The sequence below is a fragment of the Rhizobium sp. R339 genome (assembly GCF_002211395.1).
GTDB lineage: Bacteria > Pseudomonadota > Alphaproteobacteria > Rhizobiales > Rhizobiaceae > Rhizobium.
Map to the genome: position 1 here is coordinate 524,974 of NZ_LOKV01000012.1, position 25,404 is coordinate 550,377.

At 60.9% G+C, this 25,404-nt stretch carries 24 protein-coding genes; 9 read left to right on the top strand and 15 right to left on the bottom strand.

Annotation, left to right across the window (positions count from 1 at the left end):
- Positions 1-43: 43 nt before the first annotated feature.
- Positions 44-1,057 carry a substrate-binding domain-containing protein gene (locus tag ATY76_RS16530; RefSeq protein WP_088675806.1) on the bottom strand — a complete coding sequence of 338 codons (1,014 nt, stop codon included), beginning with the start codon at positions 1,055-1,057 and terminating at the stop codon, positions 44-46.
- 267 nt (positions 1,058-1,324) lie between these two features.
- Between ATY76_RS16530 and ATY76_RS16535 the strand changes: the two genes are divergently transcribed.
- From ATY76_RS16535 to ATY76_RS16560, 6 genes are all read left to right on the top strand, one after another.
- Positions 1,325-2,590, top strand: a complete 1,266-nt coding sequence (locus ATY76_RS16535) for an ABC transporter substrate-binding protein (RefSeq protein ID WP_088676080.1) — start codon at positions 1,325-1,327, stop codon at positions 2,588-2,590.
- A gap of 65 nt (positions 2,591-2,655) precedes the next feature.
- Positions 2,656-3,642 (top strand): sugar ABC transporter permease, encoded by a 987-nt coding sequence (locus tag ATY76_RS16540; RefSeq protein WP_088675807.1) that lies wholly within the window; start codon positions 2,656-2,658, stop codon positions 3,640-3,642.
- Complete coding sequence (locus ATY76_RS16545) at positions 3,642-4,472, top strand: carbohydrate ABC transporter permease (RefSeq protein ID WP_088675808.1); 831 nt, start codon at positions 3,642-3,644, stop codon at positions 4,470-4,472. Before ATY76_RS16540 ends, ATY76_RS16545 begins: the two co-directional genes overlap by 1 nt.
- A 12-nt stretch (positions 4,473-4,484) precedes the next feature.
- Complete coding sequence (locus ATY76_RS16550; protein ID WP_088675809.1) at positions 4,485-5,510, top strand: ATP-binding cassette domain-containing protein; 1,026 nt, start codon at positions 4,485-4,487, stop codon at positions 5,508-5,510.
- A 62-nt stretch (positions 5,511-5,572) separates the two neighbouring features.
- The gene (locus ATY76_RS16555) at positions 5,573-6,358 is read left to right on the top strand and encodes a ThuA domain-containing protein (protein WP_088675810.1); all 786 of its coding nucleotides are present in this window, start codon (positions 5,573-5,575) and stop codon (positions 6,356-6,358) included.
- A 155-nt stretch (positions 6,359-6,513) separates the two neighbouring features.
- Positions 6,514-7,551: a Gfo/Idh/MocA family oxidoreductase gene (locus ATY76_RS16560; RefSeq protein ID WP_088675811.1), complete on the top strand. Its 1,038-nt coding sequence runs from the start codon at positions 6,514-6,516 to the stop codon at positions 7,549-7,551.
- Positions 7,552-7,603: 52 nt separating this feature from the next.
- On the opposite strand, the gene ATY76_RS16565 is transcribed toward ATY76_RS16560, so the two are convergent.
- The 10 genes from ATY76_RS16565 to ATY76_RS16610 form a co-directional block, all read right to left on the bottom strand.
- Complete coding sequence (locus ATY76_RS16565; protein WP_088675812.1) at positions 7,604-7,999, bottom strand: DUF4112 domain-containing protein; 396 nt, start codon at positions 7,997-7,999, stop codon at positions 7,604-7,606.
- A gap of 145 nt (positions 8,000-8,144) precedes the next feature.
- Positions 8,145-9,962, bottom strand: coding sequence for a HAMP domain-containing methyl-accepting chemotaxis protein (locus ATY76_RS16570; RefSeq protein WP_088675813.1), 1,818 nt, complete (start codon positions 9,960-9,962; stop codon positions 8,145-8,147).
- A 363-nt stretch (positions 9,963-10,325) separates the two neighbouring features.
- Positions 10,326-10,574, bottom strand: coding sequence for a hypothetical protein (locus tag ATY76_RS16575; RefSeq protein WP_088675814.1), 249 nt, complete (start codon positions 10,572-10,574; stop codon positions 10,326-10,328).
- Positions 10,575-10,807: 233 nt separating this feature from the next.
- On the bottom strand, positions 10,808-11,854 hold the full coding sequence (locus tag ATY76_RS16580; RefSeq protein ID WP_088675815.1) for a DUF5666 domain-containing protein: 1,047 nt from the start codon (positions 11,852-11,854) through the stop codon (positions 10,808-10,810).
- Positions 11,851-12,744 (bottom strand): DUF6502 family protein, encoded by an 894-nt coding sequence (locus ATY76_RS16585; RefSeq protein ID WP_088675816.1) that lies wholly within the window; start codon positions 12,742-12,744, stop codon positions 11,851-11,853. The genes ATY76_RS16580 and ATY76_RS16585 overlap by 4 nt, the downstream gene beginning before the upstream one ends.
- A gap of 154 nt (positions 12,745-12,898) precedes the next feature.
- Positions 12,899-13,273 (bottom strand): hypothetical protein, encoded by a 375-nt coding sequence (locus ATY76_RS16590; RefSeq protein WP_088675817.1) that lies wholly within the window; start codon positions 13,271-13,273, stop codon positions 12,899-12,901.
- 10 nt (positions 13,274-13,283) lie between these two features.
- A complete protein-coding gene (locus ATY76_RS16595) occupies positions 13,284-14,330 on the bottom strand; it encodes a flagellar hook-associated family protein (protein WP_088675818.1) in 1,047 nt (348 codons plus the stop codon).
- Between the two features lie 2 nt (positions 14,331-14,332).
- On the bottom strand, positions 14,333-15,793 hold the full coding sequence (gene flgK / locus ATY76_RS16600) for a flagellar hook-associated protein FlgK (protein ID WP_088675819.1): 1,461 nt from the start codon (positions 15,791-15,793) through the stop codon (positions 14,333-14,335).
- A 13-nt stretch (positions 15,794-15,806) separates the two neighbouring features.
- Positions 15,807-17,099, bottom strand: a complete 1,293-nt coding sequence (locus ATY76_RS16605; protein ID WP_088675820.1) for a flagellar hook protein FlgE — start codon at positions 17,097-17,099, stop codon at positions 15,807-15,809.
- A gap of 323 nt (positions 17,100-17,422) precedes the next feature.
- Positions 17,423-18,289 carry an EF-hand domain-containing protein gene (locus tag ATY76_RS16610; protein ID WP_088675821.1) on the bottom strand — a complete coding sequence of 289 codons (867 nt, stop codon included), beginning with the start codon at positions 18,287-18,289 and terminating at the stop codon, positions 17,423-17,425.
- Positions 18,290-18,453: 164 nt separating this feature from the next.
- On the opposite strand from ATY76_RS16610, the gene ATY76_RS16615 reads away from it, so the two are divergent.
- Together ATY76_RS16615 and ATY76_RS16620 are read left to right on the top strand one after the other, a co-directional pair.
- Positions 18,454-19,101, top strand: coding sequence for a TetR/AcrR family transcriptional regulator (locus ATY76_RS16615; protein ID WP_088675822.1), 648 nt, complete (start codon positions 18,454-18,456; stop codon positions 19,099-19,101).
- Positions 19,102-19,352: 251 nt separating this feature from the next.
- Positions 19,353-21,536: a DUF1217 domain-containing protein gene (locus ATY76_RS16620; RefSeq protein ID WP_088675823.1), complete on the top strand. Its 2,184-nt coding sequence runs from the start codon at positions 19,353-19,355 to the stop codon at positions 21,534-21,536.
- A 116-nt stretch (positions 21,537-21,652) separates the two neighbouring features.
- On the opposite strand, the gene ATY76_RS16625 is transcribed toward ATY76_RS16620, so the two are convergent.
- The 4 genes from ATY76_RS16625 to ATY76_RS16640 all read right to left on the bottom strand — a co-directional run bounded on the left by ATY76_RS16625 (position 21,653) and on the right by ATY76_RS16640 (position 24,319).
- Entirely contained in the window at positions 21,653-21,970 is a 318-nt protein-coding gene (locus ATY76_RS16625; RefSeq protein ID WP_088675824.1) for a HigA family addiction module antitoxin, read from the bottom strand.
- 13 nt (positions 21,971-21,983) lie between these two features.
- Complete coding sequence (locus ATY76_RS16630; protein WP_088675825.1) at positions 21,984-22,268, bottom strand: type II toxin-antitoxin system RelE/ParE family toxin; 285 nt, start codon at positions 22,266-22,268, stop codon at positions 21,984-21,986.
- A 93-nt stretch (positions 22,269-22,361) separates the two neighbouring features.
- Positions 22,362-22,646 carry a hypothetical protein gene (locus ATY76_RS34240; protein ID WP_245309932.1) on the bottom strand — a complete coding sequence of 95 codons (285 nt, stop codon included), beginning with the start codon at positions 22,644-22,646 and terminating at the stop codon, positions 22,362-22,364.
- A gap of 485 nt (positions 22,647-23,131) precedes the next feature.
- Positions 23,132-24,319 (bottom strand): hypothetical protein, encoded by a 1,188-nt coding sequence (locus ATY76_RS16640; protein WP_088676081.1) that lies wholly within the window; start codon positions 24,317-24,319, stop codon positions 23,132-23,134.
- Positions 24,320-24,662: 343 nt separating this feature from the next.
- Here ATY76_RS16640 and ATY76_RS16645 point away from each other — a divergent pair, with 343 nt between their 5' ends.
- Entirely contained in the window at positions 24,663-25,193 is a 531-nt protein-coding gene (locus tag ATY76_RS16645) for a DUF5086 family protein (RefSeq protein ID WP_245309933.1), read from the top strand.
- The last annotated feature ends 211 nt before the right edge of the window (positions 25,194-25,404 follow it).

Sequence of the window (25,404 nt, forward strand, 5' to 3'; positions counted from 1 at the left end):
TTGGCGGGCTGGACGAAAGGTTGCGGCGACAGAAGCCGCCCAGTTATCGCGGCGGCGCAGTGCTTTCTCGCAGGATCAGCTCGACCGGCCATAATTCATGGATCTCTTCGGCGGCGCGGCCGGCGATGAGCTGCAGCGCCAGCTCGGCGCAGCGTGTGCCGGCGGCTCGCATGGAGGATCGGGTTGTCGAGAGCGACGGCACCATGTTTTCGGCGGTCAGATAAGGGAAGACGTCGTCATGGGCGATGACGGAAACATCCTGTCCCACCGTCATCCCAAGCGAGCGGACGGCGCGGTAAACTCCAAGCGCCGTCATCGTGGAACCGGCGACGATGGCGGTCGGCGCATTCGCTCTCTCGAGGAAGGAGCGGGCATGGCGAAAGCCGCTCTCGTCGGAAAATTTATCGCAGACCATCATGTTGGGATCGGCGATGAGCCCACGCTCCTGATGGGCAATCCGAAAACCCTGTTCGCGATGGATGGAATAGGTCTTGCCCTTGAGGCCGTTGATCATGCCGATGCGGCGGTGCCCGAGATCGAGCAAGTGTTCGGTAGACCTGCGCACGGCACCTTCATTGTCGATGTCGAGCCAGGCATGAACGTGCTCGGTCTCCGAGCGGCCGTGAACCAAAAAAGGCAGACGCAAACTGCTGAGCAGCTCGATCCGCGGGTCCTTGGGACGAGGCGAATGAATGATCACCGCGTCCACGCGGCGGCTTTCGACCAAGCGTCTGTAGGCCTGCATCTCGTCGTCATCATTGTGCGCAGTGATGGGCGTGATGAGAATATCCGTATCAGCCGTTTCCAGGCGCTGCGCCATGCCCGACATGAATTCAGCGAAATGGATTTCTCCCGAGCGCGCCATCATCACGCCGATCGCTCCGGCTCGTCCGGTCTTTAGCCGCACGGCGTTGATATCGGGGCGATAGCCAAGTCTTATCGCTTCGCTTGCAACACGCGCACGCGTGGCTTCGCTCACCTCCGGATAGCCGCTGAGTGCACGGCTGACCGTCGTCGGAGAAAGCCCTAGCTGCTTTGCAAATTCACGAAGTTTCATCGGTGTCTTCTTTGTCCGGGAAATCAATGGACGATGCATCGACGATGCGCAACGGCCAAGTGCCAATTCGAAGATAATTGAAAACGGTTTCAAGTCGTGTGCGGAGAAGCCAGGCATCGGTAAGCTTCGAATTGCCTTTTAAGCTGCATTTTTCGCCAACGCTGTCGGTGTGAGCAACTAAAAAGTGCCAATTTGGCGGCTTGACGGCGGCGGAACCTTTTGCAATTGTCTGCGGGCCAAATCGATTTCAATTTCTGGGAGGAGATCATGAAAAAGTTTGCAATAGGCTTGTCGGCGCTCGGCGTCGTCATAGCGGTCGCCGGTCCGATCCGTGCCGCCGAGATTTCATTTGCCGCCAACACCACGGGAAAAAACGTCGAATTCCTCAACAAGCAGCTGGCGATTTTCGAGAAGGAGACCGGCAATCAGGTCAAGCTCGTCACCATGCCCTCATCGAGCAGCGAGCAGTTCTCCCAATATCGCCTGTGGCTTGCCGCCGGAAACAAGGACATCGACGTCTATCAGACCGACGTCATCTGGGCGCCGCAGCTTGCCGACCAGTTCATCGATTTGAAGGGGGCCACCAAGGACGTGGCCGGCCAGTTCTTCCCGTCGATCATCGCCTCGCAGACGGTCAACGGCCGGCTCGTGGCGCTGCCGCTCTTTACCGACGCTCCGGCGTTGTTTTACCGGAAGGACCTGCTCGAAAAATATGGCAAGCAGCCGCCGAAGACCTGGGACGAGATGGCCGCGACAGCCAAGGAGGTTCAGGAGAAGGAACGCCAGGCCGGACAGAAAGACCTGTGGGGCTACGTCTTCCAGGGCAACTCCTATGAAGGGCTGACCTGCAACGCGCTGGAATGGGTGAAGTCTTCGGGCGGCGGCCAGATCGTCGAGCCGGATGGGACGATCTCAATCAACAACGAGAAGGCGGCAGCTGCGCTTGAACGCGCCAAGGGCTGGATCGGCACGATCTCGCCGCCCGGCGTGCTCGCATATCAGGAAGAAGAATCGCGTGGCGTCTGGCAGACCGGCAACGCCGTCTTCATGCGCAACTGGCCCTATGCCTATGCTCTCGGCAATGGCGCCGACAGCGCCGTGAAGGGCAAGTTCGATGTCATGACGCTGCCGGTTGCGGCGGCCGGCGACAAGCCGTCGTCGACGCTTGGCGGCTGGAACCTAGCGGTTTCGAAATATTCCGAAAAGCAGGAAGCAGCCGTCGCGCTGGTAAAATTCCTGGCGTCGAAGGACGTTCAAAAGGCGCGCGCCATCGAGCTGTCCAACTTGCCGACGCTGAGCGACCTCTATGACGACAAGGACGTTGCCGCCGCGCAGCCCTTCATGCCGAACTGGAAACCCATCTTCCAGGATGCCGTGCCGCGTCCTTCGGCGACCGCCAAGGTCAAGTATAACGAAGTTTCTTCGAAGTTCTGGACGGCCGTGCACAACACGCTCTCCGGTAGCGGCTCGGCCGCCGAGAACCTCGAGCTTCTCGAAGCCGACCTCACGACCCTCAAGGGCGACGCCTGGTGAGATTCCGGCCGGCGGCTGTGAAGCCGCCGGCCCGGTTTCGAACGAGCGGACGGGAGAGGCATTTCATGACTGAAATCGTAGTTTCGCAAGCAGTTGCACCAAGGATTTCCACCCTCAGAACCTCTACAGAGCTGCGATCCGAGCGGGTTCGATCGGCTTGGATGTTTCTCGCGCCGACGCTGCTGATCCTGGCGATCGTTGCCGGGTGGCCGTTGTTCAGAACGATCTATTTCAGCTTTACGAATGCGTCGCTCAACGATCTCGGCAATGCTCGCTTTGTCGGCTTTGACAATTATTTGTCTTGGGTGACGCTGAAGAGCGGAAAGACCGTCTATCGCGGGCTGCTTGCCGATCCGGTCTGGTGGAAAGCCGTCTGGAACACAGCGAAGTTTACCCTCCTTTCGGTGGTGCTCGAAACCATGCTCGGGCTGATCGTCGCGCTGGTGCTGAACGCACGCTTCGTGGGGCGCGGGATCGTAAGGGCCGCAATCCTCATTCCCTGGGCGATCCCGACGATCGTGTCGGCCAAGATGTGGGCCTGGATGCTCAATGACCAGTTCGGCATCCTGAACGACATCCTGCTCGGCTTCGGCTTGATCAGCGAGAAGATTGCCTGGACCGCCAATCCGGAGACGGCGATGGTCGCCGTGCTGATCGTCGACGTCTGGAAGACGACGCCCTTCATGGCGCTTCTGATCCTTGCCGGACTGCAGATGGTTCCGGGCGATATCTACGAGGCGGCCAAGATCGACGGCGTCAATCCGATCAAGGTTTTCTGGCGTCTGACGCTGCCGCTGATCCGGCCGGCCATCATGGTAGCCGTGATCTTCCGGATGCTGGATGCGATGCGCATCTTCGATCTGATCTATGTCCTGACGCCCAACAATGCGCAGACCAAGACGATGTCGGTCATGGCGCGCGAAAACCTGTTCGACTTCGACAAGTTCGCCTACGGCGCCACCGCCTCGACGGTGCTTTTCCTGATCATTGCCTCCGTCACCATCCTTTATATCTGGCTCGGCCGTGTCAGGCTCGGCGGGGAGGAACGCTGATGCTGCTGTCGATCACCAGGAACGCGCTCTTCTACCTGCTCGTCACCGTCATCGTCGTCATTGCGGTCTTTCCGTTCTACTATGCGATCCTCACGAGCCTGAAGACCGGTACGGCCCTTTTCAAGGTCGATTATTGGCCGACCTCAATCTCGTTCGGCAACTACACGTCGGTGATGGGCCAGGGCGGGTTCCTTCGCAGTCTTGCGAATTCTGCGATGATCGCCTGCGTCGTGGTTTCAGCGTCGCTGTTGCTTTCGGTCACCGCCTCATTCGCCTTGGCACGGGTGCATTTCCGCGGGCGTGCGCTGTTGATGCTGACCATCCTCTCGGTGTCGATGTTTCCGCAGATCGCGGTTCTTGCTGGCCTCTTCGAGCTCATTCGCTGGATCGGCATCTTCAACACGCCCTTCGCGCTGATCTTCTCCTACATGATCTTCACGCTGCCCTTCACCGTCTGGGTGCTGACAACTTTCATGCGCGAGTTGCCGATCGAGATCGAGGAGGCGGCGATCGTCGATGGCGCCTCGCCATGGGTCATCGTCACCCAGGTATTCATGCCGTTGATGTGGCCGGCGCTGGTGACGACTGGGCTGCTCGCCTTCATCACCGCGTGGAACGAGTTCCTTTTTGCGCTGACATTCACATCGTCGGATACGCAGCGAACCGTCCCGGTCGCCATCGCCCTGCTTTCGGGAAACAGCGAATTCGAGATCCCCTGGGGCAACATCATGGCGGCTTCGGTGATCGTTACCGTGCCGGTCGTGGTGCTCGTTTTGATATTCCAGCGCCGGATCATTTCGGGGCTGACCGCCGGCGGCGTCAAGGGTTGAGGGAGTAGGGACATGGCAGAGATCCGACTGGAGAACATCCGCAAGAGCTTCGGCGCTTTCGAGGTGATCAAGGGCGTGACGATGGACATCCGCCGCGGCGAGTTCATGGTGTTCGTGGGGCCGTCGGGATGCGGCAAGTCCACGCTGCTCAGGCTCATCTCCGGCCTCGAGGACATTACGTCGGGAACGCTGGCCTTCGACAACGTGATGGTGAACCGGCACGCGCCCTCGAAGAGAGGGATTGCCATGGTGTTCCAGTCCTATGCGCTCTATCCGCATATGACGGTTTTCGACAACATGGCGTTCGGCATGAAACTGTCGGGACGCAGCAGGGACGAATGCCGCAAGCGGGTTGAACAGGCGGCCGGCATGCTGCAGCTTTCATCTTATCTGGAGCGTCTGCCGCGGCAGCTTTCCGGCGGTCAGCGCCAGCGCGTCGCGATCGGCCGGGCGATTGTCCGCGACCCCAAGGTCTTTCTCTTCGACGAGCCGCTGTCCAATCTCGATGCGGCGCTTCGAGTCGCGACGAGGCTTGAGATCGCCAAGCTTCATCGCAGCATGCACAATACGACGATGATCTATGTGACGCATGATCAGGTCGAGGCCATGACGCTGGCGGACCGGATCTGTGTGTTGCGGGACGGCGTCGTCGAGCAGATCGGCACGCCGCTGGAGCTTTACGAAAGCCCCAACTCGCTCTTCGTGGCCGGCTTCATCGGTTCGCCGAAAATGAACTTTCTGTCGGGCGAACTGGCTCAATCCTATGGCTGCCATACGATTGGCGTACGTGCGGAGCACATTCGCATCGCGCCCGAGTCGCCGGTTTGGAGCGGCACGGTAGTCCATTCGGAAATCCTCGGCTCCGACAGCTTCGTCTATGTGGATATCGGCACGGACGAGCCGCTGATCGTGCGGGAGTCCGGCGTCTCCCGTCACGAGCCGGGCCAGATGCGCGGCCTTGCCCCGCTTGCCGGCCATGTCCACCGTTTCGACCGTTCGGGCCGTGCGCTCGAGCGAGAGGCCATGCAGGCTGCCTGACCTTCCCAGGATCGATGTTCCTCCCAAGGCTCGATCCGCTTTAACGACAAGGAGAAAACGACGTGACCATTCGCACCGTTGTGTGGGGTGAAAACATCCACGAGACCACCAATGGAATCGTCCGCGGCATCTATCCCGAGGGCATGCACACGACGATCGCCAATGCGCTGAATGCCGATCCCGCCATCTCGGCGACGACGGCGACGCTGCAGGAGCCGGAGCATGGCCTCAGCGAAGCACGGCTTGCCGAAACCGACGTGCTGACCTGGTGGGGCCACAAGGATCATGGCGCCGTCTCCGACGTCGTGGTCGAGCGTGTCGCCAAGCGCGTCTGGGAGGGCATGGGGCTGCTGGTGCTGCATTCCGGCCATTTCTCCAAGATCTTCAAACGGCTGATGGGCACGCCCTGCGCGCTGAAATGGCGCGAGGCGGGCGAGCGCGAGCGGCTGTGGACGATCAACCAGCGCCACCCGATCGCCGCCGGCATCGGCGAACATTTCGAGCTCGAGAACGAGGAAATGTATGGCGAGCAGTTCTCGGTGCCGGAGCCGCTGGAAACCGTGTTCATCTCCTGGTTCCAGGGCGGTGAAGTGTTCCGCTCGGGCCTGACCTGGCGGCGCGGGGCCGGCAACATCTTCTACTTCCGCCCCGGCCACGAGACCTATCCGACCTATCACGACGCCACCATCCAGAAGGTGCTGATCAATGGCGTGAAGTGGGCCTATAACCCTGAAGCGGCGTTGACGAGCATTACCGACGCTCCAAATGTGCCGGTAGAAAAGGCGCTGGAGCCGATCGTCGAACGCGGCCCGAGACTGCACCAGGCCGGCGAAGCCGGTTACCGCTGAGGCGCTGAAACGGCTTGCTTCGGCGCGGACGCATGCGGCCGGCCAGGGAAGAACGGCGCTGACAGTCGGCGCCGATCTTTCCATTTGGCACCGCCGTTCGGCGCTTGTGAAAGACGATCGATTTTGCTGCGAACAACACGACCATGAGGACAAAAATGCGCTTGATCATTCTCGGAACCGGAGGATGGGCGAATACCCATGCCATGAATTTCTCGGAAATCGCCGGGGTCAAAATCGTTGCTGCCGTCGATACGGACGAGGTCCGGCTGCGCGCCTTTGCGCTCAGGCATAATATCCCGCTGACGTTCACGTCGCTCGACGACGCCCTTGCCTGGGGAGAGTTCGACGCCGTGACCAACGTGACGCCGGATCGCGCGCATTATTCGACGACGATGAAGATCCTCGCCGCCGGCAAGCATGTGCTCTGCGAGAAGCCGCTGGCGGTCAACTACCGCGAGGCCAAGGAGATGGCCGACGCCGCGGCGGCATCCGGCAAGGTCACGATGGTAAACCTGACCTATCGCAATGTGGCGCCGCTGCAAGCCGCGCGCAAAATGGTGCTGGACGGGCGTCTCGGCGCCATCCGCCATTTCGAAGCGTCCTATCTCCAGAGCTGGCTGGTCTCGAAGGCCTGGGGCGACTGGACCAAGGAATCGCAATGGCTCTGGCGGCTGTCGACGAAGCACGGCTCAAACGGCGTGCTGGGCGATGTCGGTATCCACATCCTCGACTTCGCGGTGTTTGCCGCCGGAAGCGACGTCAAGGCGGCGGCATCGCATCTCAAGGTGTTCGACAAGAGCCCCGGGAACCGCATCGGCGAGTATGATCTCGACGCAAACGACAGTTTCCTGATGATGGCCGAACTCGAAAACGGTGCTGCCGGCGTCATCCATGCGACGCGCTGGGCGACCGGCCATCTGAACGAATTGCGCCTGCGCCTGCATGGAGACAAGGGCGCGCTCGAGGTGGTGCATACGCCTGAAGGTTCGACGCTGAGGGCCTGCGAAGGCGCCGATGCCGACAAAGCGGTCTGGCGCAAGATCGAGGTCGAACCGGTCATCACCAATTTTGAGCGATTTGCAGAGGCCGTGCAAAAGGGGCAGCCGGACGAGCCGAGTTTCGCCCACGCCGCCAAGCTGCAATTCGTCCTCGATCACGCCGTGAAGACGGCCGGCGCTTTGGCGGAACTTTAGGCGAAGGGCAGCGGCCGCATTCTTCGGAGGCCGGCGGCGAAGCACGTGGCCTTCAGGCTCTCCGGTTCAGCTGGTCTTCGCTGATGCCGAAATGGTCGAGGATGATGCCGACATTGCGGCGATGCGATTTGAAATAGACGTCGAAAAGATCGCCGACCAGCGGAACCGTCCCGCCGGCCGCATCGATGCCGAGATTGACGGCCATGCGTGCGAGCTTGTGGTTGGGAACGCCGAGGCGGCGCGCCTCATTGAGGATGTAAAGCCCGATGAGCGATGTGGCGATGTCACCAACGCCGGGAAGGAGGCCGAGCACCGAATCCGCGCCGATCCTCACGCCGAGGACGGGCAGACGAACGGCGGTATCCATGAGCCGGGCGATGCGCGCGGCGCGCTGGATCCTGTCACGCTCGGTCGAAGTGAGACGTTTCGTGCTGATCGACCTTGGCATCAGAACCCTTGCAGCGCCGCAGATCGCTGCGGCAGATCCTGGCGCAGCGACCGTACGATGTTACGACAATGACTTTCCATTGCCGTGAAACGCGGCACGCCCGATAAGGTTCGTCTGCGGCGTCGATACTCGAGGCCGCTGGGCGTCAGGCCGCTCTCTGCGATCGTGTCCCGCCGGCCGGCGCATCGATCTGAAAACGGCCGACCACGCCCTCCAGCGTCTGCGTCTGGCCGCCCAGCGCGCGGCAGGCCGAGACGGTTTCCACGGCCATGGCGGCGTTGCGTTGGGTGACCTCGTCGAGCGCGCTGACCGAGGTGTTGATTTCGCTAATCGCCACGGCCTGCTCGGAGGAGACGGAAACGATGCGGGCGATCAGGCCGGAAACCTGTTCGACCTGGCCTTCGATTTCCAGAAGCGCCTTGCCGGTGCGGTTGACGAGGTCCACGCCGGTGGACACCTGGGTCGAGGAGGTGGAAATCAGCGCCCTGATCTCCTTGGCGGCGTTGGCCGAGCGCAGGGCGAGCTCACGCACTTCCTGTGCGACGACGGCAAAACCCTTGCCGGCTTCGCCGGCCCGCGCGGCTTCGACGCCGGCGTTGAGGGCCAGAAGATTGGTCTGGAAGGCGATTTCGTCGATGACGTTGACGATCTCGCCGATCTGGGCGGACGAGCCTTCGATCCTTTCCATGGCGGCGATCGCATCGCGGACGACGGCGGCGGAGTGTTCGGCGCTGCTGCGGGTCTCGGCCATCAGCCCGGTTGCCCTGCCGGCATGATGCGCGGCATCCTTGGTCTTGACGTTCATCTCCTTCAGCGCGGCGGTGGCCTCTTCGAGCATCGCGGCCTGCTGCTCCGTGCGCGAGGCGAGGCTGTCGGCCGCATTGGTAATGCCGGTCGAGGAATTGCCGACCTGCCGGGAGGTATGGGCGATCTCGGCCATCGAGGCGGAAAGCGCCTTCATGCTGTCGTTGAATTTTGCGCGCAGGGCCTCGTAGGCGGCGGCGAAGGGTGTCTGGATACGGCAATCGAGATTACCGTGCGACAGCTGGTCCAGGCCGTATGTCAGCTGGTCGATGACCGTCTCGCGTGTCTGCTGCTCGGCGGCCTTCTCGGCCATCTGGCTGCGTTCACGTTCGAATTCGGCATCGCGAAGCGCCGTCTCGCGCTTCTGCGCATCCTGGCGTTCCAGCGCATTGCGGCGGAAGACCGCCACCGCCTTGGACATGGCGCCGATCTCGTCGGAACGGTTGGCATAGGGAACGTCGGTCGAAAAATCGCCCTCGGCAAGATTGCCCATATAGGCCTTCATGCCGTCGAGCGGCACGATGGCCCGGCGGCGCAGGAGATAGAGCCCGACCAGCAGCAGGGCGAAGGAGCCGAAGCCGGCCGCACCCGCGTAGATCGTCCAAGTGACGATTTCCGATGCTGCGTTCTTTTCCTCGCCCTTCAGGAAGGCGTCGGAATTGGCAACGAGCTTCTCGACCGCATCCTGGTGCTTATGGAAGGCGATGCGCAGCTGCTCGATCGCGCCGTGCGCCTTGTCTTCGTCCTTCGCATTGAGCGCCGGGATGATCTCGCGGTTCATCACGTCCCAGAACGTATCGCCCTTGGCCAGCACGTCGTTCTCAAGCTCGTCCTTCAAGGCCTGCGGCAGCCGGGTGGTCTTCCAATAGGCGCGGCGATCATCGTAGGCGGCCTTCAGATTGGCGATCTTCGCCAGGTTGGTCTCGGTGAGTTCGGGAAACTTGCTCGCTTCGAAGGAGAGCATGTAGGACTCGACCACGAAGAGCGGCGGCGGCAGAATATCGGCGATGAGATCCTTGCCGTAGACGACCTGCTCGTAAACCGGGCCGTTGACCTTCAGCCTTTCGAGCGCCGATTGCTGCAATCCGATCGAGATGAAAAGACCTGTTGAAACGGCGACACCGAAGGCCACCAGACTGCGCGCAATAGTAAATGCCAAGACTGTCTCCAAATAACTTTTGGCGTCTCTGCTTCGAGACGGCCTGATCTACGTACCGCATTATTTCGCAAGAAAACTGAGATATGGTTAATTCTTTTGAGGGTAGGAATTAGGCTTTCCTATTCAGTAAGCTCTGGAAACCGTCCAAAATTGGGGTTATTCGAGAGTGCGGGACTCGTATAGGAGATCAACATGGCCGAACCTCGGCTTTCCATACGTCTTTCACAGCAAGGCGGGAGGGATATCGACCTGGAAGCCGTCATCAAGGAGGGCCGGCAGGGTCACAAGGGTATCGACCGTTGATTTCTTGATAGCGCCGTTGTGTCGGAACTGCTGAAACGGCTCTGCATCCGATTGCCAGACTCAAGCCAGTCGCATCAGCACTTCATTGAGGTCGCCGATCTCTCGCAGCAGCTCGACCAATCTGTCCGTGTCGTCCTGGCTGAGGCGGCCCGTCTCGCCGCTGCTATTCCAGAGATGTTGGAATTCTTGGCTCATCTGAAGGGCGCTGCCCATGATTTCGATGATCTGCGCCCGGTTTTCCCAGGTTGCGACGACAGCCGGTTCGTCCATCTCGTTTGATGTGTCGGGTTCGCGTTCCAGCAAAAGCAATTCTGTTTCCTTTGGACGGCTCGGGTCGGATGGCGCGCGATTGGCGTGGCCGTCCGCTGCAATTATTCGGAACGCGGTTTTGACAATAAACGATTTGAAATCAGACGATTGGCTAGCGGGTGTGGGGCGGACCCGTTAGGCAATCGGCAATTCCCTTTTGAGATGACTCAAACGAGAATCGCAAGATCTATAAAATGGGAAAATTTCCCATTTGTCAACTTGCTGATCGCAGTTTAGTGCGGGCCTGGAAAACCGTCGGGCGGCGGCCCCGGTGGGCCGTCGGAGCCGGGTGGCGGGCCTCGTCTGTCCGGACCCGGAAAATCTCCGCCCGGCCCGCCTCGGCCGAAAGGCGAGTGGTCGGGCCGCGGCCCATCCCAAGGGCCGCGCGGCGGGCGAGAACCGAATCTATCGGGACCACGTCCGGGAAAGCCGGTCATTCTGCTCGAATCCCGCACACCGATATCGACGAAGCCATGACCGTCGGGCGACGACGGGCCCGGTCCCGAGCCGGCCGCGCCCCTGTCGGTCGGCCGGAAGGTCTCGACATTGATGACGCCGCGTTTCAGGCCCGGTACGATGGGTTCGGCCTGTACGCGCGTGATGACCAAGCGGTCGGCGACTGCCTTGAGGCGCACGAGTGTCTGTTTGCCGGCCAGGTATCCATGCGTGCTTCCAAGCGAAAGGCCGCCGATCAGAGTGCGGGTGCCGCTTTTGAAAGGGATGCCGCGAACATGGGCGCCGTCGGAAGCGGAGCGGGGTTCGATGCGCCGGGCGAGGATCGTGCCATCCGGTTTGCGGATTCCGAACACCGCGACCCGCTTGCCTTTCCGCAGGCCCTTGGTGGCGATGTCGGTCGTGTCGATCTTCTGCCCCAGTATGACGAGGCCGCTCTTGTCCATCCGGTCGATGCGGCCCTGCACCTCGCTGACGATGGTGATGCGGGCGGCGCGTTTTCCCGTCAGCAGCACCCGGGCGACGTGGCCGACTTTCATCGCGCTCGCGCGAACGCGCCGTCCGTCGATCTCGATCGGCGTCGCCGCGCTGAAGGGAATGTGGATGTTGTTGACGATGATGCTGCCAAAACCCTGGATGGTTCCGACGATACCCGTTCCGCCAATCCCGTGATCTTCGTTTTCCCCGCCTCCGATGGAAAGGCCGGACCCGCCGATGCCATGATCGCTGGTGCCGGTCGGCTGAGCGGCGGCAAGCTTCGGCCCGAGAACCTGAAGTGCTATGCCGCCCAGCAGAAACTGCCTTCTCGAGATCGCCGACGAGCTCATTCGCCGGTCTCCGTCCTGGACGCGGTTTCTGGCGCAGGGGCCGTTTCGCTTTCCTCGGTCATGACATAGAGCCCCGCGATCCAGCGGCTGCTGCCGCCGGCATCGTCCTTGATCGCCTGATGGGCGATCTTGTTGAGCTTCAGGAGCAGGGCCATGCTTTCCTGGCGCGCGAGCTCGTCGAGCCGGGCCGCAAGTGCTGCGGACATGCCGTCATAGTGAACCGCGCGTTCGAAATAGGGAGGAGGCTCGTGCATCAGGTTCATGACTGAAGCCTGCACATGGTCGCGAAGGTTGCGGGTGAAATAATGCCGGCGGGCGTCGTCGCCGGCATTCGGAACGATCGACGAGAGGTCGAGCTTGACCCGGCCGTCCTCATCGAGAACGACGATGCCCCGGTCCAGCCAATCGTCGAGGATGGAGCGCGGATGCACGTCCTGGGTGATGTCGGTCACCAGGCTCTCGAATGACGGGCCGCCATCGCTGGATGTCCGGGGCAGGGGGGTCGGCCTGTCCTCGGCATCGCAATAGAGCGGGTCGGCAAGCCATCGGGCAAGGATGCGGCTCGTCTGCGAAACGCCGACGGTCAGGAACGATGGGTCGAGCGCTTGTTCGCGCAGCCGGTTGACGTCCTTGCGGTGGACGCCTGTCAGCAGCGAGATGCGGCTGTCCGTCTGCTGCTTATTCGGCAGCGCGAATTCCTTTTCCGCGACCTCGATGTAGAGACGGCGAAGAACGGCCGAAAAGGCGGTAAAGTTGAAGCCGGAAGCGAGAGCGAGCCTGACCAGCGGCCGCAGCACGCGCACCAGCATGGCCTGCAAGGTCTCTTCGGAGAAGGGTAGCTTTGCGCGCGGCTTCGACATCAAGAACACACCCGGTCTCTGAAAGACCATTGCCGGCAGACTTTCGGCAGTCGCCCTCAGTCTCCCTATGGCAAAGTCCAGACTGCCGCAACGGACGGGCGACATGCAAGGCCGGCCTATGCCACGCTTCCCGGCGGCGTGGCCGCGGACACGCCGCCATTGGGAAGATGTTTCGAGTGTTCTGTCAATGCGTTACCGGATGCGGTTCGGGTGAAAGCACCGCGCCGTGGCTCCAGTCGATCAGCCGGTCGATGCGCGCAATCTTGTGGAAAACCTCGAAGACGTCGAAGGCCGTGCCCTTCTCGATATGGGCTGCCAGCAGTTCGCAAAGCTCGAATATCTCCGGCGGCGTGCCCGTCATCTCGACGCCGTCATCGGTGAAGACGCCCGATCGCGGCCATGCCTGCGCCTGCTGCTCGTCGAGCTTGCAGCCGACGAAGGGGATCGTATCGATGATGCCGGAGGCAAGCGCAAAGGCGGCCTCGGCGACGATTTCGGAGCATGTCATATTGGGTTCTTTCGATAAGGCTGGTATTTGCAGCCGCTTGAATTCCCGCATCTTCAATCCGTCAGAGATAGTTGACCAGGCTAAGGCTCTGGAGTTTCGAGACGAGCGTGTAGGCGGTCTCCAGCTGCGTCTGCAGCTGGTTGACGAGTGTCGAGGCCTCGTAGGTATCGACGCCCTGGAGATCGACGAGCTTGCCCTGAAGCAGGCTCGACTGGGCGTCGAGCGCATCATTTGCCTTTTCGAGCCGTTCCTGCGACAGGCCGAGCTGGCTTTGCTGCGTCACGATGCCTGACGTCGCCTGCGCGGCATAGGCAATTGCCTTGGATGCGACGGTGCTCTGCGCGTCGGAGCTCAGATCCTGGCCGAAGAGGGCGGAGACGACGACCGAGGCAAGCGCCAGATAACGCATGCCTTCGGAATTGGCGTTGGTCGACGAGGTGATGGTTTCCGATCCGCTGATCCGGCTGGTCATATCGGTGCTGGAGGCGGTCGACCAGCCTGAAGAAGCGTCCGTCCAGGCGCTTTCGGAGAACATCGGCTCGACCGTGTCGGTGATGAACGTGCTGATTTCCTCGCCCGTCAGCTCGTTGACGTCCTTGCCGAGACCGGTTGCATAATCGCCGAGCGCCGTGACGATCGCATCCGAGACTGCCGAGGATTGATCGCTCAGCGGCTGGCTGTCGAGGTTCGTTCCGTCGAACAGGAACTCGCCGTTGACGGAAGTGTTGGCCGTCGAGGTCAGCTGCGCGATGGTGGCGCTTGCCGACTGCAGCGCAACCGCGATGCTCGTCGTATCCTGGCTCGCCTGGAGCGCGGTCAGGTTCGAGACCAGACTGTCGCCGGCATCCTTGAGGCTGGAAAGCGCGGTCTGCGATGCTTCCATGCGCAAGGCGACGACGGAATTGCTCGTCTTGAACGAGGCGGCCTGGTCGATGGCGCTGGTGAGATTGATCGACTTTGCTGCGCCCGCACCGAGCGACACGCCGATATCGGCATAGGTTCCCGTCGTCGCCTCCGTCGAGGCCTGCTGCAGCTTGGTCTGCGACTGGCTGATGGTGAGTCTCAGAACGTTCTGCATCGCCGATGATGAAACGAATGATGCCTTCATGACTAGCTCGCTATGTCGAGGAGCGACTGGAACATCTCGTCGATGACGTTCAGGATCTTCGTCGCTGCCTTGTAGGATTGTTCGATGTCGAGGAGGAGCGTCAGCTCCTCGTCGAGGTTCACGCCCGTTTCGTTGGAATAGGCTTCGTCTGAGCGCGACAGGGCGGCGGCCGTGGTTTCGGAGGCCGATGTCGCGTCGCTGCGATATTGTTCGAGCCAGCCGATGGAAGCGCTGGCATAGTCCGTCAGGCTCTGCGTGGTGGAGAGACCGGCGTCCGAAGAGAACGAGCGCTGTTCCGTCAGTGCCGTGTAGAGAGCATCGAGATTATCGGAGAAGCCGCTGTCCCCTGATGTGTTGAGATCGGTGATGCCGCTGATCGATCCATCGCGCAGCTTCGTCGCGTCGCCGCCCTCACTCGTGATCACGGCTGTATTGATCGAGATGGTCGAGGCGATCCCGGTCGTATCGTCCGTGGACGACGGCGTTTCCCCGGTTGCGCCCGCGGACGTGGTCCAGACGAACAGCCCGGGCGCGCTGGTGGTGCCGTCGGTTTCCGAGAAGACCTGAACGAGGGCCTTGGCGACTTCATCGAGCTGGGCCTGGAATGTCGGGGCGATTTCGTCGCGAAGCTGCAGCAGCACCTGCAGGCTGCCGGAGGCGCTCGTCGTCGATCCCTCGCCGGCATCGAGTGCAACGCCGTCGATATAGATGGCATTGCCTTCCGTTCCGGCGACGTAAGTCGCGGTCGAGGCGAAGGTGACGGTGCGCGGTATGGTCTCGAACAGCACGGTGCCGTCGGAGGTGTAGAGCGCCATGTCGTTATTGTCGCGCACGACGGAATTGACGCCGACGATCGAGGAGATCTGCTTTAAAAGCTTCTCGCGCTCGTCGAGCGCCGAAGACGTATCCGTGCCGGTCGCCGTTGCCAGCTTGACCGCATTGTTGGCCGCTTCGAACTGCGACAGCAGGGTGTTCAGCGTGGAGACCTGCGTGGCGATCTCCGCATCCGCCTCGGCCCGGATCGACTGGACGCCGTCACTTGCCGTATTCAGCGAATTGGCGAGATCCTGGGCGGCGGTGACGGCCGATTGCGCTGATGTCGTGCTGCTCGGCGAGGTCGCGAAGGTCTGCAGCGCCTCCTGGAATACCGAGAGATAGGTGCTCGGCGAGGTCTCGTAGTCGTTGCCGCCGACCAGCGACTTCAGGCTTTCGAGCCCGGTCACCAGCGTCTGCTGGGCGCTGTCCTTGGCATTCGACTGCAGATATTGGGCCAGCAGCGCAGTTTCCTGCGCCCGGCTGATGCTGACGACCTCAGCGCCGGAAAGAGACGTCGTGATCGACGCCTCCCGCCTGACATAATCGGAATTTCCGACATTGGCGATATTGGTCGAGACGACGCTGCTTTGCTGTCCGGTATTGTTGAAAATACTTTGGACGCTGTTCAAGGCGGAGGTGAGCGACATCCGGGCGCTCCCTCTATCGCTTCAGGTTGACGAGGACATCCATGATGTCGGAGCCGGTCTGAAACACCTTCGAATTGGCGGTGTAGCTGCGCTGCGCCTCGATCATTTCAGTCAGCTCGCCGGCGAGGTCGACATTCGAGCTTTCGAGCGCGCCTGATTGAATGGAGCCGAGGCCGTTCGTCTGCGGAAAGCCGGTGACCGTGACGCCTGACTGGCCGTTGGCGGTATAGACGTTGCCGCTGAGCAGCGTCAGATTGTCGGGGCTTGCGACGTTCGCGAGCGGGATCTGGTAGAGCGCCTTCGTCGTGCCGTTCGCATAGGAGACCGACACCACCCCATCGGTATCGATCGACACCGAGCTCACCGAACTCGCGGCCTGACCGTCTGCCGAGCCGGTTGCCGAGAAGTCCGAGGCAAGCTGGGTGAAATCGGAATAATCCATGGTGATCGTCTTTGCCGTCACCGGGTCGACGATGTCGGTATCGATCGCGGAGGTCAGCTGGCCATTGGCATCGAAGGAGAGCGTGGCGACGCTGACGGCGCTGGAGGAATAGGGGAAGGACGTCGTGCCGCCGGTCGCCGCATCGGCATTGCGGTAGACCGCGACTTCCCAGGTGCTGCCGGTGACCGCGCCGCTTGCATCCGTCGTCACGCCTGTCTTGGTGAAGTAATAATCATACTGGACGGTGGCGCCGAGGCTGTCATAGGCGACCAGCGACATTTTCTGGGTGTCATCGGTGACGCCTGAGGTGTTGGCGCTCGGCAGCGTCATCGTATCAGTGACGACGGTGGCTTCGGAGTTCAGGTTGCCGCTGAAATAGGCGCTCGTCGAGGCGATTGCGCTCAAGCCCGACTGGGCGACGTTGACCGGCACCAGGCCGTCGAAACCGTTGACGACCACGGCCGGCACGCCGGAATCATAGGAATATCCCATCAGCGTATAGCCGGCGCTGTTGACGAGATTGCCGTCGCTATCGACGGAGAAGTCGCCGGCGCGGGTCAGCACCGGCGTGCCGTCGGCGCCTTCGACGATGAAGAAGCCGTCTCCCGAAATCGCGAGATCGTATTCGGAGGTCGTATAGGAAATGTCGCCCTGCTGGGAAATCGCCTGGCGCACCGATGTCTGAACGCCACCGGAATTGTAGTTGCCGGAGGAAGAGGGCAGGACCAGCGACGAAAAGGACGTGGAAACGGCCTTGTAGCCGGTGGTATTCGCATTGGCGATGTTGTCGGAAACCGTGCTCAGCCGGTTTGCCTGTGCGCTCATGCCGGAGACGGCGGTTTTCATGCTTCCAAAAATGCTCATGGCTCGATCCTTCAAAGGTTTGGGAACATGCCATGTGACGAGGGGTTTCCAGGTTCCGGATCCGGGCGCACGACATCGGTGGCGCCGGGCAGGGCCCACACCTGTCGATGATCTGATTGTCTGGACTGACCCCGTGATGGCGATAGGCGCCGCGGCTCATCCGCGCGCTGGCATGGTGCGCCTGTCACGCGCACCATTTCAAACATATCACTGGCGAAGAAGCGGCCCGGCCGACGGCTCTGCCGGCTCGACTGCCGGGCCGCTGTCGGAGCGTTGCATTACAGTCTCTCCAGTAACTGAAATGCGACGCCCCTTATCGTCTGTCAGCCCGTGGATCGGACAGACAGTGAACCGGTGTTCGATGTGTCGAGCAGGTCGAAAAGTTCGCTCGCCTGGCTCTCGGTGACGTCATCCGGCCTGCCCGCCATGAACTCCTCCAACGAGACGAGCCCGTCTCCATTCGTATCGAGCTCGGAGAGCAGCGACGCAGACTGATCGTCCTCGGCAGGCGTCGGGCCGTTGGGACGTTCGGACGACTGAGCGGACATGGCCTCGGTCAGAGCGTCGACCGACAGCGAGCCCGCGCCTTCGGTATCGAAGCTGTCGAACAGCGTGCCCGCCTGGTCCTCGCTCACATCGGAGGGACGGCCCGCGACGAACTCGGCCTTGCTCACGAGTCCGTCGCCATCGGTATCGAGTTCGGAGAGCCGCGATGCAAGCTCGTCATCGACTTCCCGCAGCGGTGGCGGCCCGCCCGCCCGCTCCGATCGCTGGGCGGACATGGCTTCGGCGAGCGCATCGACCGACAGCGAGCCGGTGCCTTCGCTGTCGAAGCTGTCGAACAGCGTGCCGGCCTGATCCTCGCTCACGTCGGAGGGTCTGGCGGCCACGAACTCGGCCTTGCTCACGTAACCGTCCCCATCGGTGTCCAATTCGGCGACGTCCATGCCTTCGCCGCCATCCTGCTCCCCGCTGGAGCCGGACTGACCGGCAAGACCGTTCATCGCCAGCGACATCAACTGGGACATGAGCTTCTCGGCGCTGTTGGTCGCGTCTTCGTCGAGCTGCTGACTTGTGGTTGATTTTTTTGCCGAAACAGTATTACAGGATAGGATGTCCTGGGCTGCGGACGTCGAATTCTTGCTATAGGAATAGGAAGAAATTGATGTCGCGGCGGAAATGGTCGTCATAAGCGCTCCATCGCTAAGAGGGTGGGGATGCAACGCATTACAGAACTGATGAGTTCTCTAAATCGAAATTGCTAATGCCACAACCGAAGAAATCATCCCTCAGAAATAGCAGTCCGCTTGCCATGCTGGGTGGCATGCTCTTCGGAAACGCGGTCTAGATCGCCATGGATATTGTCGACGAGCCCGCAGACGAGCCGCGCAAGCGAGGCCGGCCGAAAGTCTCCAGCGACGAAGACAAGCGGACGCATATCGTCGAAATCGCCCGACGCGTTTTCGTAAAATACGGTTATGCCGGAAGCACGACCGCGGTCGTCGCCGGCGAGGCAGGTGTTTCCAAGCAGACGCTCTACAAGCTGTTCCAGAGCAAGGAAGAGCTGTTTGCCGCCGTGGTCGGGGCGCATCGGCGCCTGATGCTCGACCTGCCGAGGCCGGCCGAAGATCTTTCGATCGCCGAAAGCCTCGAGCGCATCTTCATGATCGACATGGACGAGGCGATGGATGCGGATCGCGCCGGCTTCCTGCAGCTCGTCTTCCGCGAAGCCGCGCAGTTTCCCGAGCTCATCGATATTCTCCAGCGCGAAGGCATGCTTGCCAGCCGCCAGCATCTTGCCGACTGGCTGAGCGAACGCCGGGCGGAAGGCAGGCTGACGCTGGACGATCCGGCAAGCGGCGCCCGCATGCTGATGGATATGATCTTCGGCGGCATGGGTCCGCCGGAAGGGCGCGCCCAGGCCTGGCCCGACCGGGCCGAATTGCTCGCCCATCTGCGCCGCTGCATCGCCATCTTCGCCACTGGCGTCAAGGCTGCGTAGACCCGCGGAAAGCGATCCCTCGACTTTCGGCTTCCAATTCCATTCCGGATGAATTATAGAACTATATAGTTCTTTTAATTTGATTCGGCCACATGACCGTGGCCGCATATCGCCATGACCGGCGGCGACATCCCAGCAAAGATCGAAATTTTCACCGCGGCTGCCGGCAGGCTTTCGCGCGCGCCGTCGCGCGCAGAGCGATACCGGCAAGAGTGCGATTGCGTAAAAACAAGAGGTTAGAGGGACAGGCCTTGGTTTCCACCTATGTAAGCTATCTCGCGGTCGCCAGGAATCTGAGCGCCAGTCTTTCCAGCGTGGCATCCCAGGCCACGGTTGCCCGCGACAGCGCCTATTACAAGGAAAACATCGACAAGGTCACGACGGTCGATGAATTCATGAGCGATTACAAGCTCTATTCCTACGCCATGAAGGCCTATGGCCTTGAAGACATGACCTATGCCAAGGCCTTCATGAAGAAGGTGCTGGAGAGCGATCTCAGCGATTCCTCGAGCTTCGCCAACAGTCTGAGCGACGGCCGTTATGCCGAATTCGCGGCCGCCTTCAAATTTTCAGGCGAGACGAAGACGGCGCAATCGGATGCGCAGCGCGACAACCTGCTCGATGCCTATGAGGGATCCTTCGACGCCGAGGCGGAGAATATCGAGGATGAGACGGAATATTTCGAAGAGAATATCGCGTCGGTCACCTCGGTCGACGAGCTGCTGTCGAGTTCGAGACTGAAGAATTATGTGCTCACCGCCTTCGGCCTCAGTACCGACTATACGTCGACCAGCTTCCTCAAGGACGCTCTGACGAGCGATCTCGACGATGCCGACAGCTTCGTCAACCAGCTCGACGACGATGTCTATCTCAGCCTGGTAAAGGCCTTCAATTTCAACGAGGACGGCTCGGTCGACGGCGAGGTAATGTCGGAAGACCAGCTCTCGCTGGTGACGAGCGGCTATGCGGTGGCCGCGTCGACGATCGCCTCCACGGAAACCGGCGAGGCTTACGACACCTATTTCGCCGCGCAAATCGGAAACATCAGCTCGGTCGATCAGCTAATGAGCGACGACAAGCTGGTTTCCTACCTCAGGACCGCCTATGGCCTTTCCGACGACGATCCGGACAATTACATCTCCGCAGCGCTGAAGAATGCCGACGTCGCCGAAGCGATCGGCTTGTCCGAGCTGCACGAGGCTTTCAATTTCGATGAGGAGGGCGCGCTTGCCGATGGTGATACCGCCCAGACCTCGGAACAGACCACCGCGACCACGGCGGCCTTCGACGAAAACTATCAGGCGCTGATCGCCAACACCGACACGGAGGACGCCGTCGACAACTATACGACGCGCATTGCCGGCGTCACCTCCATCGACGATTTTCTGGTATCGAACGCCGATGACGACGATGATGACAACGACGATCTGCCGGAACTGTGGGAGATGGCGCTGCGCGCCTATGGCCTGGATTCCACCGAGGTTTCGAAAAGCGAAGTCCGCAAGATCCTCGAAAGCGATCCCTCGGACGCCAAGAGCTACGTCAACAGCCTCGATGACGACAGGCTTGTCGCCTTTCGCAAGGCATTCAATTTCGACAGCGAGGGCGACGTGAGCGTTCCGCTGCAGGCCATGTCGGAATCCGTCGTCGACGACTATGCCGCCTACTACAAGCAGAATAAGATCCGCTATCTCGAAGGCGAGGAGCTGACCGATGCGACCGATGCCGCCGACGAGGAAATCACCTATTTCCGCGATCAGATGGCGACGATCACATCGGCCAGCGAATTTCTGGCCGACGACCGGCTGGTCGCCTTCGCGCTCGAGGCTAAAAGGCTGGACCCTGAGGAAGTGACCTCGGACGAGTTGGACAAGATGTTTGCCTCCGATCTCGACGACGAAGACAGCTACGTCAACAAGCTGGACGACAATCGTTTCGCCGAACTGGTTGGCGCGTTCAATTTCGATCAGGACGGCAATATTTCAGCCGATCCGACCGGCACGGTGCAGCAGCGCGGCGATGTGCTGGAAACGGTCGACGCCTATGTGCGCCTGACGCTCGAAGACGACCAGGGCGACAGCAATACCGGCGTGCGCCTCGCGCTCTACTTCGAACGCAAGGCGCCGGAGATCTCCAGCGCCTACGACATTCTGGGCGACAGCGCGCTCTTCGAATTCTTCACCACGAGCTTCAATCTCTCCAGCTATGTCTCGAACATGGACGTCGACAAGCAGGCCGAGATGATCGAGAATTTCATCGACATCGAGGACCTGTCGGACCCCGATAAGGTGGACGACCTGATCAAGCGCTTCACCGCCATGTACGACATGGCCAACGGCACCGGCACCACCTCGACCGCACTTTCCATACTGACCGGCTCGGCGTCGATCAGCGCCGATACGCTGCTTGCTGTGGCGCAGCTGAAAAGCGGGTGAGGGGAGCTTTCGATCGAAGGTCTGTGGCGTTTTCGCTTCAGTTCCGCTTGCTAATGCGTCGAGTATGATGGCGCGTTAATGCCGCCGTCCAGCTGCTGCGGCCGTGTCGGCCTGTTCTACATGACAGGCTGCTGCGCGGCATCAGTCGATTGCTGCGGCCGGACCGGCAGGGTATTGATCTCCTCACCGGCTGCCTGCTCTGCCACACGCAAATCGTAGGCCGTCTGCAGGTTCAGCCAGAACTCGGGGCTGGTCTGGAACCAGTGACCCAGGCGCAGGGCGGTATCGCCCGTGATTCCGCGCCGGCCGCGAATGATCTCGCTGATGCGGTTTGCCGGCACCTTGATCTGCTGCGCAAGCTGGTTGGCGCTGAACCCAAGCTCGTCCAATTCGTCCGCGAGGACCTCGCCGGGATGTATCGGTGGTCTTGCCATGGCTTATCTTCCTTCAGTGATAGTCCACGATTTCAACGTTTGAAGGCCCCTGGACGTCCTGAGGCCATTCAAAACAAATCCGCCATTGGTCGTTGATGCGGATACTGTACTGTCCAGCTCGATCGCCTCTCAGTGCCTCCAGGCGATTGCTGGGAAGGCCGCGCAGGTCGTTGAGGTTCGTAGCAGCGGCCAGGATTTCCAGCCGTTTATAGGCCTGTTTCTCGAATCCCTGAAACGCGCGGGTGAATTCGCCGCCTGCGAACGCTTCAGTTCTTTTGTCCCGGAAGCCCAGTATCATTGAAACTGTTTTATCAGGTTTTTATGTTGTACGTCAATCGTACAATCTGTTTTCATGGACGGTATTTGCGGACGTGTCCGGCAAGAGCGACATTCAGTCCGTGGTCGATCCCGCAATGATCGTCAGCCGGCGCATCGACGGTATGAAGATGCCGAACAGGAAGACGCCCCACCATTCGGCGCCCGCGTCGAAATAATCCGAAACCTCCGGAAGGCGCGGGTTGGACCAGTCGATAATCTCGCTTTGCCGGCCCGGCGGCATGATGAAATCCCGGATCTCCTCGAACACCGCCTGCACCTCGCTCGGTCTGGCCGCGAGCGGGTAGGGCGGGTTGGAAAAGCGTAGGCGAATTGGCCGCCGCTTCCGGCCTCCGGGCAAGAGCTGCTCCCCGACATGATCCTGATATCGTCGAGTGAGCTCAGCACCGGATTCTCCAGCTCCGGGCCGGCGGCGGTCTTATAGCGCCCGAGCTTCAGCAAGCGCCCGCGGTCGAAATCGTACCAGTCGCCGAAAAACGTCCTGTCGGAGATCGGCCTGCCTCCGAGCTGCCGGAGCTTTTCCGCATCGAACCTCTCGGAGTGACGCAATGCCTGCGGAATGGCGGAAAGCATATCCTCCTGTCCGCCCATCGCACTCTCGAAGATGGCGAAGTCGAGCACGCCCATCATCGTTTCGAAGCGTTCGAAGGCAGGCGGCAGCGTCTCGATCCGGTTCATGCCTCCGTTTTATGGCGCTGCTCCGATCGCCGCAAGGTGCGCCGAGCCTGCGAGTTGATGTCAAACCCATGAGAGGAATGCAAATGTCAAAAGGGCCGCGGGTCTTTTCAGACACGCGGCCCCATCAGAGGTTTGGGCGGTCCTACGTTAGTCGTTCGCCGTCACCTTGACGCCGAGCACCGTTGGAATCGTGTTCGGCGCGCCCATGGCCGCTCCCACGATCATCGGGAAGGGCACCGGCTTTTCCGGCGCGGCGCTGATCGTCAGGCTCTTCGGGCCGTCGAGATAGGCGTTGACGGCGGCCGAGATCTGGTTCTGCAGTTCCGGCAGGTTGAGCTGGGCCAGCATGACGGGCACGAGGCCCTTCAGCGACTGTGCGAGCTCGTCGCCCGTCACGCCCTGCTGCGAACCCGCATAGTCGAGCGCCTTCTTGGTGATGGAAGCGTCGTCGAAGCGCAGTTCGGCGCTGTTGAACGTCAGCTGCTGCATCATGCCCATCATGGCGAGGCCCATCGCCTGGTTTGCCTCTTCCTTGTTCGGGTTGGCTTCGGCCGTCTTCAACGCTTCCTGCAGCGTCTTGATGAAATCGAGCGTATAGCCGGAGATATCGACGGCCAGGTTCAGCCGGCCGACATTCTTGAAGTCGAAGGCATATTCGTCGACCGCGATCTTGCCGCTCTCGGCCTCCCAGCTGCCCTTCATCGTCACGGCGCCGTCGAGCGTCGTCAGTCCCAGCTTCTCGATCGCGTCTTTCGAAGCGGGATCCTCGACCTCGGACAGGTCGATCTTCAGACCGGTGACATTGGCGTCGTAGGTGAAGCCGTTATCCTCGCGCCCGAGATCGGACTCGGTGCTTTCGATCGAGAGGACGTCTTTGCCCTTGATGTTGAGGGCGATCGGGCCGGTGCTGACGACCTCATAGAGCATCATGTCGTCGAGCGTCGTGCCGCCGGCATGGGCGGGGATGGTGAGGCCCTGGATCAGGATGTCCTTTGCGGAAAAATGGCCTTCCTCCTGCTTCATGTCGACGTCAGGGAAGGCGACCGATTTGGCGTAGTAACCGCCGCCGTCGGTCTCCTTTACGCCCTCGAAGGTGACGTCGCCGATATCGAGCTTGTCGCCGGGCAGGCTTGCAAATCCGACCTTGACGCCCGATGCCTTGACCGTGTCGCCGTCGACTTCGGCTTTTTCGAAGGTGATAACCGTGCCGCCGGCGCTTGTGGCTGCATTGAACTTCTTCATCATGTCCTCGCCGTCCAGGGCGAGGGCCGGACCGGCAAGCGTCAGGAATGCCGCGCTCACCGTCATCAGGTGGAGATTGCGTATATGTTTCATCGAAAGGTCCTTTGGAGAAATGGCTGTGAGAAGCAGAAGAAGCTGCGAGACGGCACGAACATGGGCCGTGGGCTGCGGCATCATCCTGTTGGCGTGATTGCGGGGCGACGGGGATTGAGAGCTGAAAGCTCCGGCAGAAGAACTATCGTGCGGCCGCGGGAGGGCGGCGTCTCATTCGTATATCTCCGCGAATCTTGCAACCTTTTGCATATAGATTTCCAATTCGGAATCAATCGCCCTGCTGTCGTTTGGATCGCGCCAGGCTCTACGGCCCGCCCTTACCCATCGATCTGGTTTAAACGAAGTTAACGATTTTTCGCCTTTCGATTGAGAAGCGAAGCAGATGTGCAGGATCCAGCCGGGCGAGCGGGCCTGGCGATCGGCGATCCATGATCACGAAACCGCCGCAGGCCCTGGCAATATTCTCCCTCACGGGATGCGCCACAGCGGGAGCAGGGGGTTTATGCGTCTTTTCGGATGTTTTATTTTCGGTTTCGCTTTGACGGGCGCCTCGGCGCATGCTCAGCAACTGACCGAGACCGTCGTCCTGTCGGTGTCGTCCTCCACCGTTAGGTGGGCCGACGTCTATAAAATCACCGGCCGCGCCGACGATCCGTATCTTCACGTGCGCGTCCTCGAGAAGAAGAAAGGCACCGACCCCTGGGTCTTCAAGGAACTGGCCCATCATCTCGTCGTCACGCCGCAGGCTTTGGAGGCCAGCCGGATCAACCGGAAGGCGAAGACCTATGCCTACAAGGATGTCGAGTTTCTCGGGACCTATCGCCGATGGCTCGGTGATCCGGCGGTGCGCGCCGAAACGCCTGTTTGCGATACTAACATCCTGAACTGCCTCGAGAATGCTGGTGCTGACTGAGCGAGGGGATGGTAGGCATTCGTCCATGCTGCTGGGGTATGAGGGTGCAGCTCTGAAAAGGTGTGCAGTCGAAAACAATTCAACTATAAATTGATTTTGCGGCATAAGATAGCTTATGGAACTTCCGGGCGCCTGAGAGACGCTGCCGCAAAATTCCCTAAACCGGAAACCGCTCAAGGTTTAAAACCGCGCAGCAGTTCAAAACGTTACC